This is a genomic window from Nocardiopsis sp. NPDC006198 (genome assembly GCF_040613895.1).
Taxonomy (GTDB): domain Bacteria; phylum Actinomycetota; class Actinomycetes; order Streptosporangiales; family Streptosporangiaceae; genus Nocardiopsis; species Nocardiopsis tropica.
Genome location: NZ_JBEXSY010000053.1, coordinates 28,477 through 45,560, shown reverse-complemented (window position 1 = coordinate 45,560; position 17,084 = coordinate 28,477). Strand labels below are relative to the sequence as shown.

The window sequence follows — 17,084 nt, the reverse complement described above, 5'->3', positions numbered from 1 at the left end:
CGCCCCCCGGGGTGGGGGGGGCGGCCGCGCCCCGGGCCGGCCCCGCCCCCCCCGGAGTCGGCGGGGCGGTTGCCCGCCCCTGCCGTGGTCAGCCCCCGTTGGACTGGCGGATCCCCTCTCCCAGGGCCTCGAACGAGTAGACGAACCCGCCGTCCTCCCCGCTCACGGTCATGTACGCGTCGGTCGTGCCCGGCGCGATGGCGACGTTGGTCGCCGACTCCAGGCCCCCGGCGTCGTCGGACGGCACGCTCACCGTCGCCAGGTGCTCACCCGTCGAGCTGTACACGAAGATGCTCGGCTGACCGTGGACCGCCTGGTAGAGGTTGCCCTCGGCGTCGACGGCGATGGAGTCGATCCGGCTCGTGCCGCCGTCGAAGTGGATGGCGGCGTGGGAGGTCACCACCGAGGTCCCGTCCTCGTCGAGCTCGTAGTGGTCGACGCGGTTCGCGGCGTACTGGCCGACCCAGAGGCCCCCGAAGTCCTCCCTGAACGAGATGCCGTTCGGCGCCGGGAGCTCGTCCGCCAGGACGGTCGCCTCGGCCGTCTCCCCGTCGATCCTGACGACCCGGCCCCGGGGCTCCCAGGCCGGATCGCCGAACCCGGTCGAGTCGCTGACGTACATGTTCCCCGCCTCGTCGAAGGCCAGGTCGTCCGGCTGCATGGGCGTCCCGTCGACGTCCCCGGAGAAGAACGTGGTGTGGTCCTCCCCCTCCGGGGTGATGCTGTCGATCCTCCCCCCGGCGAAGTCCGTCAGGTACAGCCGGTCGTCGAGCGGGCTGAACTGGGCCGACGTGTACGCGCCGTCCCCGTGCGTGAAGACCGGTTCCACCTCGGCGGAGCCGGTGTCCACCCTGAGCACCTTGGGCTCCCCGGCGGGTGCGGTGACGTCGACGACCAGGAGGCCTCCGTCGGGGGCGAAGGTCGGCCCCTCCAGGAGGGTCATCCCCGTCTCCTCGTGGACGGAGGTGACCTGGACGAGCAGCTCGGCCGTCCGGTCCCCCTCGCCGTCCGTGCTGTTGGCGGCGGCGTCGGCGCAGCCCGTAGCCGCGACCGCGAGGACGAGTGCCGGAAGCGCGCGGGCGATCACCGTGCGTCGCGTGGTGCGGCGGTGCGGTTCCATACGGTTTTCCTTCGGTCGGGGCGGACGGGTCACGGCTTCGCGCCCAGGACGTCGCCGATGCTGCTCCTGCGCCAGTCGCCGAGCAGCCGGTGGAAGGCGACGGGGCCGGGGCTGTAGGAGGAACCGCCGTGGACGCCGGCCCCCTCGCGGTTGTAGTAGCCGGGCGTGCACTCGGCCTGGAACGCGGAGTTGTCGTGCGCCGTCTCCCGTACGGTCCGGCCCCACTCGTCGGCCGCCTCCTGCGAGGGCTCGACCACGGGAACGCCGCTCTTGCGGGCCTCGGCGACGACGGCGGCGATGTGCTCGGCCTGCTCCAGCAGGATGTGCGCGAAGTTCACGGAGTTCGCGTTCTGCAGTGCCCCCAGGTGGAAGAGGTTGGGGAACCCGTTGCTGTAGAAGCCGTGCAGCGTGCTGGGCCCGCGGCTCCACGACTCCAGCAGTCCCCGACCGCCGCGCCCGCGCACCGGCAGCGTGCCGGACATGACCCCGGAGCGGCCCACGTCGAACCCGGTGGCGAAGACGACGCAGTCGACGGGGTACTCGGTGTCCCCGACGACGATCGAGTCCTCGGTCATGCGCGTGATGCCGCCGTGGTCGGCGGTGTCGACGAGGGTGACGTCGGGCCGGTTGAAGGTCTGGAGGTAGTGGTCGCTGAAGCAGGGCCGCTTGCACATGTAGCGGTACCAGGGCTTGAGCAGTTCGGCCGTGGCCGGGTCGTCGACGACCTCGTCCACGCGGGCCCGGATCTGGTTCATCTTCCGCGCGTCGACGAGTTCGTCGATCCTCTCGCGCTCCTCCGGGGGGAGGTTGGTGTCCAGCGCGCCGGTGATCATCTTGCGCTGGAGCCGCGCCGTCGACGTCCAGCCGTCCCGGGTCAGGTCGGTCCCGACCTGTTCGCCGGAGACGATCGCGAGGAAGTTCTCCATGCGCTCGCGCTGCCAGCCCGGGCGCAGGGACGCCGCCCACTCCGGGTCGGTGGGCCGGTTGTCGCGCACGTCCACCGAGGAGGGGGTCCTCTGGAACACGTACAGGTGCTGCGCGTCGCGGCCCAGGTGCGGGATGACCTGGACGCCCGTGGCCCCGGTGCCCACGACCGCGACCCTCTTGTCCGCGAGGCCGTCGAGCCCGCCCTCCTGGTCGCCGCCCGTGTAGCCGTAGTCCCACCGGCTCGTGTGGAAGGTGTGGCCCCGGAAGGTCTCGATGCCGGGGATGCCGGGCAGCTTCGGCTGGGTGAGCGTGCCCGAGGAGGTGATGACGAACCGGGCGCGCATGCGGTCGCCGCGGTCGGTCTCGACCACCCACTCGTCCGCCTGCTCGTCCCACTCCAGGCCGGTGACCCGCGTGTGGAACAGCGCGTCGCGGTACAGGCCGAAGGTCTCGGCGATCGCCACCGCGTGCTGCCGGATCTCCTCCCCGGGGGCGTAGCGCCACTTGGGCACGTAGCCGACCTCCTCCAGCAGGGGCATGTAGGAGTACGACTCGATGTCGCAGTGGATGCCCGGGTAGCGGTTCCAGTACCAGGTCCCGCCGAAGTCGCCCGCCTCGTCCATCATCCGGAGGGACTCGACGCCCGCCTGCCGCAGCCGCGCCCCGGTGGTGAGCCCGCCGAACCCGCCGCCGATGACGAGCACCTCCACGGTGTCCGTCAGCGCCTCCCGCTCGGTCCGCGGGGTGTACGGGTCCTTCGCGTAGTAGCCGAACTCGCCGGCGGCCGTGCGGTACTGGCTCGCTCCGTCGGGGCGGATGCGGCGGTCGCGCTCCCGGGCGTATCTGGCCCGTAGCGCTTCGAGGTCCACCTCTTCGATCTGGTCGTCGATGTTCGAGGTCGCGCCGGAGGCTGTGGTCATGTGCCGTCCTCACTTCGTTGCCGACGTGTCGCAGCGGGGCGGCGGGCGCGGGGCCGGAGGTCCTCTCGGGGGCGGCGGCGCCGCCCGACGGGGCTCCGCGGGGGATCGGGGCGTTCGTCACGCGCTGCGACGGAGGTGTCTGTGAACCGTGCTCAAAAAGGTTAGCATCGTCCTAAGTATTGGAGTCGGGGGGTGGCCCGCGCGCGGCGATCTATCATGGCGGTATGCCACGAGAGGTGACTGAACAGGGCGAACACGAACGCGAACGCATCGTGAACGAGATCCAGACCCTGAACGGATCCATGGAGGAGGCCGTACTGACCGCCCTCCTCCAGAACCTGCTCTCGATGGACCTCACGATCCAACAGCTCAAAGTGCTGATGATCCTGGTCACCACCGAGGAGGGGGCGACGGGGAGAAGCCTGTCCGCCTCGTTCGGCGTCTCCATGGCGTCGATGTCCGGCCTTCTCGACCGGCTCGTGGGCCAGGGCGTCGCCACGCGTTCGACCGATCCCCACGACCACCGTGTCCGCCGCGTCCACGCCACACCCCTCGGCACCTCGGTCGTACGGCGCCTGGCCGTGGCACGCCCGTTCCGCAGGGACATCCTCATGGGCCTGAGCATGGAGGACCTGCGCGCCCTCGAACAGGGCTTCCGGGCGGTCAGCGAGCAGATCTCCCTCATGGGCGAGCGGGACTGACCCCCCGCGGGTTTCCTTCTTGCCATGCACCGCTTAATTCGACCGGCAATATACACAAGAAGACCGATTTGCTCTTGAGGCGGCCCCGGGAAAAACAACGGGCAGCCCGAAATTTTCGCTCTTTCGGGGGACCGCACCGCTTACCGGAGTCCCCCGTTCGACAGGCGGGTCCGCTCCGGGATTCCCGCACAAGGGAATTCCGGCGAAGCCGGAAAGGGGACCCCCGGACCGCCTCAAACAGGGCCATCACCCCAGGCGCCACCTGCGACAGTCCTTGCCACACGGGCTCCCGTGCGGGGTCGGCGCGAGGCCGCGCCGACCCCGGTTTCCGACCCTCCGCGCGCACGCTCGGGAAACACATCTCCCGACCGCCATTGCCACCGGGGGAAATCCCTTTCCGGCGGACTCCGGGTCGGGAGCGGGAAAACCGGACGGGGAATTCCACCACCCCGCGGTTTTCCCCTCCACCTCACGGGGATACCTCCCCATGCGGTCGGCGCCGGGACCGGCGAACCACGGCGGCACGGTCCGTTCCGGGACGTTCGAGGACGGGGCTCCCGCCCGCGGTCGGCGCCGCAGGCGACACGGGACCGCGGAGAGGGCCGCACTTCCCCGGACACGGCCCCCTCCCCCACGGCTAAGAGAGGTGCGCAGAGCATGACCGAAGCACGAGCGGATGCACCGGCACACGGCAGCACCCCCCGAGAACCCGGGGGCACACGGCTCACCCTCGCCCAGGTCCTGGAGCACCCCGCGCTGGGGCCCCGCGACCTGCTGCCCGCCCGGTTCCGCGGCCCGCGGAGGGTGACCGGCGACGGATGGGTGGGGTTCGCGACCAGGCTCGAACGCGGTGAGGAGCTCTCCCTCGTCCAGAGCCTCATGGCCGCCAACCGTCACGTGCTCGACGTCGGCGGCGGCATCGGGGAGCTCTCCCGCGCCGTCGCCGCCCGGATCGGGCACTGCACCACCGTCGAGCCGCACGCGCAACTGGTGGAGTCGATGCGGGACGAGGCCGCCGAGGCCGGGGTGAGCGTCTTCGCGGGAACCGCCGAGGACCTCCCCTTCCCCGACGCCTCCTTCGACGCCGTCTACGGCGCGTGGGTCCTCCCCTTCGTCGACGACGTCGAGAAGGCCGTCACGGAGATGGTCCGGGTCTGCGACCCGGGCGCCCCGGAGGCGAAGATCGTGCTGATCGTCGGCGGAGCCGACAGCGAGGTCCTGGGGCTGTTCAACGACGTCTGCGCCCCGGTCTCCGGCGACCTCCGCGACCACCACGGCTACCTGCTGGCGACGGCCGCCCGCCTCCTCGCCGAACGGGGCTTCGGGGAGTTCTCGCTGCACCGCACGGAGGCCTCGGTCCGCTTCGCCGAGGAGGAGCCGGCGAAGCGCGCCGCGGCGGCGGCGACCGTGCTGACCGACTTCTGGTACCAGCTCCACCCCGGGGCCGACGAGGTCAGGGCCGCCCTGGAACCGGCCCTGGAGCGCCACTTCGCCGCCCGCCCCCACGGGATCGGCGACCAGGGCGCGGTCCTGGTCGCCCGTCCCGGTTCCTGACCCCCGACAGCCGTGCCGGGGCGGCACGGACGCCTCCGTCCGCCCCGGACCACGGCCCCGACGGGGGCTCCATCGGTTCGGTTTCTCCGATCACGAGGACGACGATGCTGGACACGCCGACACGGCACGGTGAGATCGCGGGCAGGGCCGAGCTGGTCGCGAGACTGCGGTCGGCCCACCACCACAGCAGGCGCACGGGGCTCACCTCCCACGTGGTCACGGGGGAGCCCAAGGTGGGACGGACCAGTCTTCTCGCCTCGGTGTGCCGTCCCGCACCGGGCCACGACGGCCGCGCGGCGTTCATCGCGTGCTCCCGGCACGCGAACCGGCTGGTCGCCGCGCTCGCGGACGACCTGCTCCGGCTGGCCGCCGACCACGGCCCCGCGGAGCCGCAGGGGCCGGAGGACGCCGCCGCGCGCCCGCGGGCCCGCGTCGACCCGGGTGGCGCGCCCGCGCGGGAACCCGCCGCGGACGGCGTACCGGCCGGGTTCCGGGAACTGGTGGAGTCGCTGACCCGGGACGCCCCCCTGCTGATCGCGCTGGACGACGTCGACCTGGCGGGCCCGGCCTCGCTCGTCCGGCTCCGGGACGCCCTGCGGGACGTCGCGCACCTGCCGGTGACCCTCGTCGCCTCGACCAGGAGCGGCGAGCCCCCCGTGGCGCCCTCCGAGCTAGCGGACCTGCTGCTCGGCGCCCGCACCGCCACCCTGACCGGCCTGTCCGTGCGGGAGACCGGCGCGCTGCTGCACGAGCGGCTCGGCCGCCGCCCCGACGCCGGCCTGGTCGACACGTGCCACCGGATCACCGCCGGCAACCCGTTCATGGTCGGCGCCGTGGGCGAGTGGATACGGGCCCAGGCGGTCCCTCCACGCACGGCGGCCGCGCTGCGCGAGGCCGTGATCCCCTCCGTCGCCGAGGCGGTCGTCGGACGGGCCAACCGCGTCGACCACCGGGCCCGGCGGGTGGCCGAGGCGATCGTCGTGGCGTCCACCTCCGGCGAGGCCGACCCGGCGCTCGTGGCGCGCCTCAGCGGCACCCCCCTCGAGGACACGCTGGCCACACTCGACCTCCTGGTGCGGATGCGCCTCGTCACCGACGACCACGCGGTGGCGCTCCGCCACCCGCTGCTGGGCACCGCGCTGCTCGGCTCGATGACCGTGATGAGCTGCAACGCCGCCCACCTGGCCGCCGCCACCTTCCTGCACCGGCGCCGCGACGCCGGGCAGCGGCCGGCCCGGCACCTGGCGGCGTCGACGGTCCCCCTGGACACCCCCTGGTCGGCGACCGCCATGATCACGGCCGCCCGGGCCCCCGACACCTCCGCCCGGGACCGGGTCCGCTACCTGGAGTACGCCGCCCAGGCCGGGACCGAGGACGCCTGGGCCCGCGTCGCGCCCGAACTCGCGTCCGCCCGGATCGCGCTCGACCGGAGGACGGGGCTGCGCGCCGCGGTGGAGATACTCGGCCGCACCGCCGACGCGTCGGTCCGCCGCCGGCTGCTCGGCCTGATCGGCGCGACGCTGTGCGAGGACGACCGCCGCGACGACGAGCGCGCCGTCCTGGACGCGGTGCGGGACGTGGTCGCCGGCACGGAGCGCGAGGACTGGCCGCGGTCCTTCCTGGCCTACGGCCGGTCCATGGCGCCCGTGCCGACGGCCCCCGCGGAGGGCGCCCGCGGCGCCGGCGGCGCGGCGCGCCCTCCCGCCGCCACGGCCATGGGGGCGCTGTCCTCCCACCAGCTGGACGGGGCGCCCGCGGTCGCGCTCGCCGAGGCGCGCGAGGCCCTGGACCACGACCTGGACGACCTCCTGCTGCACCCGGCGGCGCTCCCCGCCGCGCTGTCGGTGCTCGTCGGCTGCGGCCACCAGGCCGAGGCGTTCGCGCGCCGGCGCGCGCTCGTCGAGGACCTGGACCGCCTCCCCCGCTGGGTGCGTGCGGAGGTCGAGCTCGCCGAGGCCGCCGGGCACTACGCCGCGGGCGACCTCCAGGCGGCACGGCACGTGCTCACCGAGCGGCTGTCGGACCTGCCGACCCACGCGGGCCACGGCTACGGCAGGTTCCGGACCCGCCTCGTCGGCCTGCTGGCCAACGTCCAGCTCGACCTGGGCGACCCCGCCGGGGCGGAGGCCCTGCTGCGCCGCCACCACCACGAGGGCCACGTGCCGCCCGCCTGGTACGACGCCGACGTCCCGCTCGCCCGGGCGAGGCTGCGCGTTAGGGCCGGTGAGCTGACCGAGGGCGCCGAGGAGCTGCTGGGGATCGTCCGCCGCCGCGAGGAGGCGGGGGCCGCGGGGCCGGGGACGCTCTGCTGGCGGAGCGAGGGGGCCGTGCTCCTGTCCAAGACGGGGGCACGCGACGAGGCGCTGCGGGTCGCCCGCAGGCAGCTGGAGTTCGCCGAGGGGACCGGCTCGCCGCAGGAGCGCGCGCGGGCACTGCGCGTGTGGGGCTCGCTCTCCGGGGGCCCCGCGGCGCTGGAGCTGCTGCACTCGGCGGTCGACCTGCTCCAGGGGACCGGGCACGACCTCGAGACGGCGAGGACCACCGCCGAACTGGGGACGGTGCTGGCGCGGCTGGGCCGGCACAAGGAGGCGGTGGCCGCGCTGAGCCGGTCGGCGGGGCTGGCCGTCGACCGGGGGGCGCGCGACCTCGCCGACCGCGTACGCCTCCAGCTGGTGGCCCTGGAGGGGCGCGCCCCGCAGGACGTATCGGTGCGGGGCATCCTCGCCCTGACGCCGCGCGAACGGGAGATCCTGATCGACGCGCTCCTGGGCCAGGCCAACAAGACGATCGCCGGCAACCGGCACATCACCCGCCGCACCGTGGAGCTGCACCTGTCGAGCGCCTACCGCAAGCTCGGCATCTCCGGCCGGGGCGAGTTCGGCAAGGTCCTCGGCGGTCCCGGGACGTGGGAGATCCTGGTCGGCGGCCCCTGACCGGGTCCGGCGCCACTTCGGTACCGCGCGAGAACATTTCGGTCGCGGGCCGTGATGTGCCCCGGTCGCGCCCGCACGACACTGTGACCACATGACAGCCGCCGGGGCCCGGGCGCCGCCCCGGCGCCGAGCCGCCCCATGGGGATGGAGATGCCGATGGAAGCACAGGACGCGTTCCACGACGATGCCGCGCGCGACCCCTTCACCGCGGTCGTGGTGTTGTCCGGGGGGATGGACTCCACGACACTGCTGGCGCACTTCGCGGCGCTGCGGTTCAGGTTGGTGGCCCTCACGGTCGACTACGGGCAACGGCACCGGAAGGAGATCGACTCGGCCCGGGAGATCGCCCGCCACTACGGTGCGGAACACCACGTGCTGGACCTGTCGGGGCTGGGGTCGCTGCTCACGGGTTCGGCCCTCACCGACGACCGGGTGACCGTCCCCGACGGGCACTACGCGGAGGAGGCCATGCGCGCCACGGTCGTCCCGAACCGCAACGCCGTGCTCGCCAACCTCGCCGTGTCGATGGCCGTGGCCCGCCGGGCCGACACGGTGGCGCTCGGGATGCACGCCGGCGACCACTTCGTGTACCCGGACTGCCGCCCGGCCTTCGTCGACGCGCTGCGCAACCTGGTGGCGGTCGCCAACGAGGGGTTCACCGCACCGCGCGTCGAGACCCCCTTCATGACGTGGTCCAAGGCCGACATCGCCCGGCACGGCGTGCGCCTCGGCGCGCCACTGGGGCTCAGCTGGTCCTGCTACAAGGGGGGCGACATCCACTGCGGGACGTGCGGAACCTGCTACGAACGGGCCGAGGCGTTCCGGGAGGCGGGCCTCACCGACCCCACCGAGTACCTGGACGGCGACGCGCGCTTCGCCGCGCCCTGACCGCCCCCCCGCACGGAGCGGTCCGCCGCCGGGACGGGCGTCCAGCCCCTCCCCTCCGCGACGCCGCCCGGGGCCTCCTGACCGGCCCGCTCGGGCCGATCCGGGCCTGATCCGCGCGAGACCGCGCGTCCGGGGCCGTGGCACGCCGTGCCACGGCCCCGACGCGTGTCCGCGGGACGCCCTCGGCCCGCCCGGCCCGGAAGCGGAGGGGCGCGGGCCCGGGGGCTCCCCGCCCGGGTCCCGGGGCGGACCGGCCCACGGGGACGCCGGAGCCGGCCGCGGACCATCCTTCGTCGGCGCTCCGCAGATCTCTCGGTGGTGACCGTGATGCGCTTGGGGAGCGTCGCGCCCATCCTCGGAGTCAGGGAGGTTCATCCATGCCCTTCGGTTTCTCGACACGGCGCGCGTCCCCGGCGGGCCGCCGACCCGGCGGCCCGGGACCGGACCAGACGCGCGCCCGCCCCCGCGGCCGTGACCACGCCGTGGGACCGGCCCTCCCGGCCGGCGCGGAAGCACCGGGCGCGGGGGCCGCACGGGACCGCGGCGGCCTCCTGGAGTTCTCCCGCCGGGCGGGCCAGGAACTGGACCACCGGTATCCGAACGACGCCGTCACCCCCGGCCCCACGGCGCGGGACCCGCGCCGCCGGGTGTCCGGACGGTGGGCGTCCCGCTATCCGGAACCGGGCGCGGCACGCGCCCCGGGGACGGTCAGGACATGGGCGGTGTACAGGCCATGAGCACGGCTTCTCGCTCGAACACGGAAGGGGGTGAGGCCATGGACACGCCGAATCTCGTGGTGAACGAGATCTTCGGCCCCACTAGACCCTCCAGGGGGAAGGGCCTTCACTGGGACGTCGTTGCGCCTTCGTCAGGCTGGGCGGGTGCAACCTGTCCTGCAGCTGGTGCGACACTCCCTACACCTGGGACTGGACCGGGAAGGGCGATACAGGAATCGCCTACGACCCCAAGAAGGAACTGAAGAAGATCCCCTACACGCAGGTCCGCGACCGCCTGGTCGCCTACGGGGTTCCGCTGATCGTCGTCTCCGGCGGCGAACCGCTGAACCAGCAGACCAGGCTCTACCCGCTGGTGCGGGACCTGCGCGACTCGGGGCACGACGTCGAGATCGAGACCAACGGGACGATCGCCCCGGACGCCCGGCTGGCGGAGCTGGCGCGGTTCAACGTGTCGCCGAAGCTGGCCCACTCGGGGGACCCGCTGCGCAAGCGCATCGTCGGACGGGCCCTGGAGGCCCTGGCCGCGGTACCGGGGACCGCGTTCAAGTTCGTGTGCCGCACCGAGGCCGACCTCGCCGAGGTCGGGGCGGTCGTCGAGCGGTACGGCATCGGCTCGGTCTGGGTGATGCCCGAGGGACGGACCCAGGCCGCCCTGGACCAGTCCCTCGCCCAGATCCGGGACCCCGTCCTGGCACGCGGTTGGAACCTGACCACCAGACTGCACATCACGTTGTGGGGCGATCGGAGAGGCGTATGACGCTGGCAGACCTTCCTCAGGAGTCCACCGTGCGCGATCCGCTGGAGAGCGTGGCACGGCAACTCCTCGTCGAGATCGGCGAGGACCCCGACCGGAGCGGACTGGAGGACACCCCGCGGCGGTTCGCCCGGTGGTGGCGGGAGTTCAGCAACTATCAGGCCGGCCGGGTCGAGACGCACTTCCCGCTGCGCACGGACGGGCAGATCGTCATGATCTCGGACATCACCGTGTGGTCGCTGTGCGAACACCACCTCCTGCCGTTCTCGTGCGTCCTGACCATCGCGTACAAGCCCGGGGACCACGTGCTCGGGCTGTCCAAGTTCGCCCGGATCGCCCACCGCCACGCGCACCGCCTCCAGGTCCAGGAACGCCTGGTACGCGACATCGCCGAGGACATCGCCAAGGTGACGGAGACGGACGACGTCGCCGTCATCGGCCGCGGCGAGCACCTGTGCATGACCATGCGGGGCATCCGCACCCCCGCGCTCATGACCTGCTCGGTGTTCGAGGGGGTCTTCCGCGAGTACGGACCGCCCCGGGAGGAGTTGATCAAGATCGCCTTCCCCGGGAACTGACCGCCCCGTTCCGGTCCTACGGGCGCCCCCGCCCGGTCCTCCCGGTACCGGGAGGACAGACCGCACCGTCGGGGCCCGGCCGCTCCGGGCCCCGGCGCCGGCACCCGGCCCCGCCTGTGGGGAGGCTTCGGGCGGTGCCGCCGAACCGCCGCCCCCGGAGCGCCGGCGGGGGCGGGCGTCCCCGGTCGGGGCGGGCGATGACCGGCGCCCCTCCCGCGCGGGCGCCCGCTGCCCGAGGCCCGCGGCGGCCGACCCTCGGGACACCCGGCCGCTCCTGACACAGGCGTGTCCTCGGTCACATGGCACGCGTCCGGGGTTGAGTGTGCCGCAACGGCATGGTCTTCACTGGTTCCCATCCGCGATCGGGCGCGGAACCCGCGTGTCGGGAGGAACCGTGGACCCTCTCATCGGTCGCCGCGGACATCCCCCGCGGCCGGGACCCGCGTGTCGGAGGCGCGCCGTGAACGGCTGCGGCGGTCCACGGAACGGCGGCCGTCCCCGACCGCCCGGCGCGCCCCGGGACCGGCGCCCCCTCACACCAGGAGGTTCGATATGAGCGTGAACGACTGGGACGTCATCGTGGTCGGCGCCGGTTCGGCCGGTGCCGTCCTCGCCGACCGGCTGTCCGCCCGGGGGAGGCGGGTGCTGCTCCTCGAAGCCGGACCCGACTACGCGTCGGACCGGATGCCCGAGGTGTGGCGATCGCCGAACCCGGTCCCCGCGCTGCTCGACCCGGTGGCCGGCGCAGAGCTGGTGTGGTCGGGCCTGAACGCCGCCCGGACCGAGAGACAGCCGGCGACCCCGTTCCTGAGAGGGCGGGGTGTCGGCGGCAGTTCCGCGGTCAACGGCCAGATCGCGATCCGTCCGCCCATGGACGACTTCGAGGACTGGGCCGGCCAGGGGTGCGACGGATGGTCCCCCCGGGACGTGCTGCCCTTTTTCGTCAGGCTGGAGGACGACGAGCGGTTCGGCGACGAGCCCTACCACGGCCGCGGCGGACCGATCCCGGTGTACCGCACGCCCGAGGAGGACTGGGGCTCGGTCGACGCCGCCCTGAGCGCGGCCTCCCTCGCGGCCGGCCACGTCTGGAGCGCCGACGTGAACGCGCCCGGGGCGAGCGGCGTCTCGCCCTACCCCGTCAACTCCCGCGGAGGGCGACGGGTCTGCACCAACGACGCCTACCTGGAGCCCGCCCGCGGCCGGAGGAACCTCACCATCCGCGGTGACTCGACGGTCGACCGGGTGCTCTTCGACGGCGACCGCGCCATGGGCGTGGAGGCGGTCACGGGCGGGGTCCGTGCGCGCGAGCACGCCGACCTCGTCGTCCTCAGCGCGGGGACGATCCACTCGCCCGCCATCCTCCTGCGGTCGGGGATCGGGCCCGCGCGTCAGCTGCGGGACCTGGGACTCGCGGTGCGCCAGGACCTGCCGGTGGGCGAAGGCCTCCAGGACCACCCGATGGTCGGCGTGACGATCCCGCTCTCCGCGGAGGCCGCCCTGCCCTCCCCCGACCACCGGCACACCAACGTCTGCGTGCGCTTCACCTCCGACGACCCGGCGGCCCGGGCCCACGACCTGATGTACGTGGCGCTCAACCAGGACATCCTGTCGATGGCCGGGGCCGCACTGCCCCACGGCGCGGGCGCGTTCGGGGTCGTCCTCAACCAGTGCCACAGCCGCGGGTCCCTGGCCCTCACCTCCCTCGACCCCTCGGTGCACCCGCGCGTGGACGAGCGGATGCTCGCCGACGCGCGGGACCTCGCGCGCCTGCGTTCGGGCATCCGGGAGCTGGTGGAACTGGCGCGCGGCGACGAGGTCGCGCGCATCGCCTCGGAGCCGGTCGAGCGCCTCAACCGGGACCTGTTCCGGGCCCTCGACGACGACGTCCGGCTCGACGACCACCTGCTGTCCACGGCCGCCGACGCCCAGCACGCCGTCGGGACCTGCCGGATGGGCGCCCCCGACGCCCCGACCTCCGTGGTCGATCCGCAGGGCCGCGTCCTGGGGGTCGAAGGCCTGCGCGTGGTCGACGCGTCGATCCTCCCGTCCGTCCCCCGGGCCAACACCAACCTCACGGTGATCATGGTCGGCGAGCTCATGGCCGACCGCATCGGATGAGGGCCTTCCCGCGGGCGGCACCGGCGGCCAGCGTCCCGGGAGGGCCCCGGCGGCCGGGCCGAAGCGCCGCCGGCGTGCGCCGGGGCCCGGCGGCCCGTCGCTGCGGGCCCGGCAGGACCGGAACCGTCGTGCGAGCGGCCCCGGACCCCGGCAGCGGCCGGAGACAGAGACGGTCGGGGCCTCAGTGGAGCGACTGGGCCCCGATGACGGAGAGCAGGCGCAGTTTCTCGTGGCTCTCGCTCCCGGGGTCGGCGGTGTAGACGAGCAGCGAGTGCGCCTGGCCCGGGTCGAGCAGCCTCTGGCAGTTCAGCGTCAGGGGGCCCACCTCGGGGTGGACGAAGTGCTTGACGTCGTGGGGGCGCACACCGATCTCGTGGTCGCCCCACACCCGTCGGAACTCCTCGCTCCGGTCGAGGAGCAGTTCGGCCAGGTGCGCGGCCCGTGAGTCGGGGCCCCGCAGGGTGAGGATCTGGCGCAGGCCCGAGGCGTACATGCGGGTGAGGAACGGATGCTCCTCGGGGGCGTAGAAGTCCCGCACGGAGGGGTCGGTGAACCACCGGTACCCGGAGCTGCGCGCGGGCCCGGTGTACCCGGTCGTGTCGCCGGTGAGGGCGACGCCCATCGGGGTCTGCCTGAGGGTCTCGCCGAGTTCGGTGACGATCTCCGCGGGGGTGTCGTCCAGGCGGTCGAGGATCCGCAGCAGGCCGGGGCCGACGTGGTCTCCGACCCCGCCGCGTGCGGGCGGGTTGTGTCCGGCGAGGCGGAACAGGTGGTCCCTCTCCTCCAGCGACAGGTGCAGCCCCTGGGCGATCGAGGCGAGCATCTGGAGCGAGGGCTGCGGCCCGCGCTCCCGTTCCAGCCGGGAGTAGTAGTCGGTCGACATGTGGCACAGCGACGCGACCTCCTCGCGTCGCAGGCCCATGGTCCTGCGGCGCTGCCCGCGCGGGAGCCCGACGTCCTCGGGTTGCAGCGCCCCCCTGCGGTTGCGGAGGAACTCCGCCAGCCCGGTGCGATCGATCACAGCATTCCTTCCAAGGTCATGCTCTGTGTCTACCGTCCGCGCGCGAGTGTAGCCACGGACCGCCGATCCCCCCTTCCGGCCGCCGCCCCGAGGGGTGGACCCGCGAGCCTGGGATCGGGAGGCCGTGGTTACTCCCCCGCCGAGGACCGAGGATCGCTCTTGCGAACCGGGAACGGAAGCGGGACGGGTCGGTGACCGGTCCCTCCCGTTCCCGGTCGGCGCGGTCCGGTGACCCCTACCCGCCCCTGCCCCCGGCGGAGGGGAACACCCGGACGCCTTCCACGCCCCCGACCGGCGTGAAAGATCGACTATCCGAGGAGCAGAGCAATGCCACGTCGAAACATCGACATCACCGTGCCCGACCTGACCGGGAAGCTGGCGGTCGTGACCGGCGCGAGCGACGGCATGGGCCTGGGAATGGCCGAGCGGCTGGCCGCGGCCGGCGCGGAGGTCCTCATGCCCGTCCGCAACCCCGCCAAGGGGGAGAAGGCGGTCGAGAGGATCCGCCGCACCCACCCGGGCGCGCGGGTGTCGACCCGCAGCCTCGACCTCTCCTCGCTGGCCTCGGTCGCCGCCCTGGGCGACACGCTCCGCGAAGAGGGCCGGCCGATCCACATCCTCATCAACAACGCCGGCGTGATGCGGCCCCCGAACCACCAGACCACGGTCGACGGGTTCGAGCTGCAGTTCGGCACCAACTACCTCGGCCACTTCGCCCTGGTCGGCCGGCTCCTGCCGCTGCTGCGCGCCGGGCGGGCACGGGTGACCTCGCAGATCAGTGTCGCCGCGCGCCGTGGCTCCATCAACTGGGAGGACATCAACTGGGACCACTCCTACGACGGGATGCGCGCGTACGGCCAGTCCAAGATCGCGTTCGGGCTGTTCGGCCTCGAACTGGACCGCCGCAGCAAGGCTCACGGGTGGGGCATCACCAGCAACCTCTCCCACCCCGGGGTGGCCCCCACGAGCCTCCTGGCCGCCCGCCCCGAGCTCGGCCGCAGCGAGGACACCCCGCACATCCGCCGGATCCGGGCCCTGTCGGCCCGCGGGATCCTGCTGGGCACCCTCGAGTCGGCGAAGCTGCCCGCGCTGATGGCCGCGACCGACCCCGGTTCCAAGCCGGGTGCGCTCTACAGCCCCAGCGGCTTCGGAAGGCTGGGCGGCCCGCCCTCCGAGCAGCGGCTGTACCCGCCGCTGCGCAGCGCGGAGGAGGCGGCGCGCGTCTGGCAGGTCTCCGAGGAACTGGCCGAGGTCTCCTTCCTCGCCGCCTGACCGCCGTTCGCACGACCGCCCCACTACCCACGGAGTCCGCATGAGCACTGTCACCCCCCGCGCAACGAGACCGAGAAGCCCCTGGTGGGTGGTGATCGGCGGTGGCACCTCCAACGCCGTCGGCCCCCAGATGTACCTGGCCACCATCGGCCTGTTCGTGCTGCCGATCGTCGAGGAGACCGGCTTCAGCCGCACGACCGTGACCGGGGCGTTCTCGGTCGCGGCGGTCGGAATGGCGATCGGCCTGATCATCGTCGCGCAGCTCGTGGACCGCTTCGCCGCGCGCTACATCCTCGTGCCGGGGTTCGTGCTGTTCGCGGCCTCGATGGCGCTGGTCGGGCTGGTGCCGCCGGTCGAGTGGGTCTACTTCGTCCCGTGCTTCTTCGTGGGGTTCTTCGGGGCCGGAACGGCGGTACCCGCCACCAGGGCGGTGGTGAGCTGGTTCGACAACAACCGCGCCCTCGCCGTCGGCGTGGTGACGGGCATCATCGGGCTGGGCTCGGCCCTGGCCCCGCTGCTGGCCGGAGCGCTCATCGAGAACGTCGGATGGCGGATGACGTACGGCGTGATGGCGCTGATCTCGGTCCTGGTGTCGGTCACGATGGTCACCCTGTTCGTGCGCGCCCGCGCGGAACGGCACGTCCGCGGACGGCTCGTCCAGGAGACGCAGGTGCAGGGCCGCGACGTCAGCCTCCAGCTCCCCGGCCTGACGGTCCGCGAGGCGTTCCGCACCCGGCAGTTCTGGGGCATCGCTGTCGGGCTGGGCCTGGTCGGAGTCGTCGTCTACGGCCTCCAGGTCCACCTCGTGCCGATGATGACCGACCGCGGGCTGAGCGCCGAGCAGGCGGCCACCCTGCTGGTCGTCTTCGGCCTCGCCTCGCTGGTGGGACGCGTGGCCGGCGGCTTCATCGTCGACCGCGTGCCCGGAACGATCATCGGCCCGATCGTGATGATCGCCCCCATCGCGGGCATGTTCTTCCTGTACCCGCCGTTCGGCAGCGCCGCCGTCGCGGTCGCCTTCATCGGCGTCGCCTTCGGCATCGAGGGCGATCTGCTCGCCCTGCTCATCAGCCGCTACCTGGGCACGCGCTACTTCGGCCGGATCCTGGGCGTGGTCCAGGCCGCGTTCCTCCTGGGCACCGCCTTCGGGCCGCTGCTCCTCGGGCTGGGCTACGACCTGCTGGGCTCCTACGACCCCGTCATCCCCGTCCTGATGGGCATCCTCGTCCTCGGCGCGATCCTCATCGCGACCCTGGGCCGCTACGTCTACCCCCCGGTCACCGGTTTCGACCGGCTCGCCGCGCGCGACGAACTCGCCGCCTCCGAGGTGCTGAGCGGCATCGCCGAGGGCGGCGACGCCCCCGGTTCCCCCGACAGGCCGAAGGCCGGGGCCCACGGCTGACCGTCCCGGGCCGGCACGCCGCAGGGCCGCCACGGGCCCGCGGCCGCCGGCCCGCTCCGTCCGCCCGGGGCAGGGGGAGACAGCCCCTGCCCCGGGCGGACGGCCGTCACCGGTCCTCCCGGAGGCCCGGGATCTGGTCGGGACGGTGGGTCGGCGGAG

At 73.6% G+C, this 17,084-nt stretch carries 12 protein-coding genes; 9 read left to right on the top strand and 3 right to left on the bottom strand.

All coding sequences use genetic code 11. The features are described from left to right. Positions 1–88: 88 nt before the first annotated feature. Positions 89–1,120, bottom strand: coding sequence for an SMP-30/gluconolactonase/LRE family protein (locus tag ABZ234_RS26535; protein WP_355013835.1), 1,032 nt, complete (start codon positions 1,118–1,120; stop codon positions 89–91). A 29-nt stretch (positions 1,121–1,149) separates the two neighbouring features. Next, positions 1,150–2,967, bottom strand: a complete 1,818-nt coding sequence (locus tag ABZ234_RS26530) for an NAD(P)/FAD-dependent oxidoreductase (RefSeq protein WP_355013834.1) — start codon at positions 2,965–2,967, stop codon at positions 1,150–1,152. Between the two features lie 224 nt (positions 2,968–3,191). Here ABZ234_RS26530 and ABZ234_RS26525 point away from each other — a divergent pair, with 224 nt between their 5' ends. From ABZ234_RS26525 to ABZ234_RS26495, 7 genes are all read left to right on the top strand, one after another. Continuing rightward, entirely contained in the window at positions 3,192–3,668 is a 477-nt protein-coding gene (locus ABZ234_RS26525; RefSeq protein WP_355013833.1) for a MarR family transcriptional regulator, read from the top strand. 657 nt (positions 3,669–4,325) lie between these two features. Then, positions 4,326–5,222 (top strand): class I SAM-dependent methyltransferase, encoded by an 897-nt coding sequence (locus ABZ234_RS26520; protein WP_355013832.1) that lies wholly within the window; start codon positions 4,326–4,328, stop codon positions 5,220–5,222. 104 nt (positions 5,223–5,326) lie between these two features. Beyond that, positions 5,327–8,155, top strand: a complete 2,829-nt coding sequence (locus ABZ234_RS26515; RefSeq protein WP_355013831.1) for an AAA family ATPase — start codon at positions 5,327–5,329, stop codon at positions 8,153–8,155. Positions 8,156–8,311: 156 nt separating this feature from the next. Further along, positions 8,312–9,043 (top strand): 7-cyano-7-deazaguanine synthase QueC, encoded by a 732-nt coding sequence (gene queC, locus ABZ234_RS26510; RefSeq protein ID WP_267949485.1) that lies wholly within the window; start codon positions 8,312–8,314, stop codon positions 9,041–9,043. An 846-nt stretch (positions 9,044–9,889) separates the two neighbouring features. Continuing rightward, positions 9,890–10,537: a 7-carboxy-7-deazaguanine synthase QueE gene (locus ABZ234_RS26505; protein WP_355013837.1), complete on the top strand. Its 648-nt coding sequence runs from the start codon at positions 9,890–9,892 to the stop codon at positions 10,535–10,537. Continuing rightward, positions 10,534–11,112, top strand: coding sequence for a GTP cyclohydrolase I FolE (gene folE / locus ABZ234_RS26500; protein ID WP_330158019.1), 579 nt, complete (start codon positions 10,534–10,536; stop codon positions 11,110–11,112). Before ABZ234_RS26505 ends, folE begins: the two co-directional genes overlap by 4 nt. Positions 11,113–11,664: 552 nt before the next feature. Further along, a complete protein-coding gene (locus ABZ234_RS26495; protein ID WP_355013830.1) occupies positions 11,665–13,230 on the top strand; it encodes a GMC family oxidoreductase N-terminal domain-containing protein in 1,566 nt (521 codons plus the stop codon). Positions 13,231–13,411: 181 nt separating this feature from the next. Here ABZ234_RS26495 and ABZ234_RS26490 read toward each other — a convergent pair whose 3' ends face one another. Next, the gene (locus ABZ234_RS26490; RefSeq protein WP_355013829.1) at positions 13,412–14,251 is read right to left on the bottom strand and encodes a helix-turn-helix transcriptional regulator; all 840 of its coding nucleotides are present in this window, start codon (positions 14,249–14,251) and stop codon (positions 13,412–13,414) included. Positions 14,252–14,578: 327 nt separating this feature from the next. On the opposite strand from ABZ234_RS26490, the gene ABZ234_RS26485 reads away from it, so the two are divergent. Continuing rightward, the gene (locus ABZ234_RS26485; protein WP_355013828.1) at positions 14,579–15,523 is read left to right on the top strand and encodes an SDR family oxidoreductase; all 945 of its coding nucleotides are present in this window, start codon (positions 14,579–14,581) and stop codon (positions 15,521–15,523) included. Between the two features lie 40 nt (positions 15,524–15,563). After that, positions 15,564–16,925 carry an MFS transporter gene (locus tag ABZ234_RS26480; RefSeq protein WP_355013827.1) on the top strand — a complete coding sequence of 454 codons (1,362 nt, stop codon included), beginning with the start codon at positions 15,564–15,566 and terminating at the stop codon, positions 16,923–16,925. The last annotated feature ends 159 nt before the right edge of the window (positions 16,926–17,084 follow it).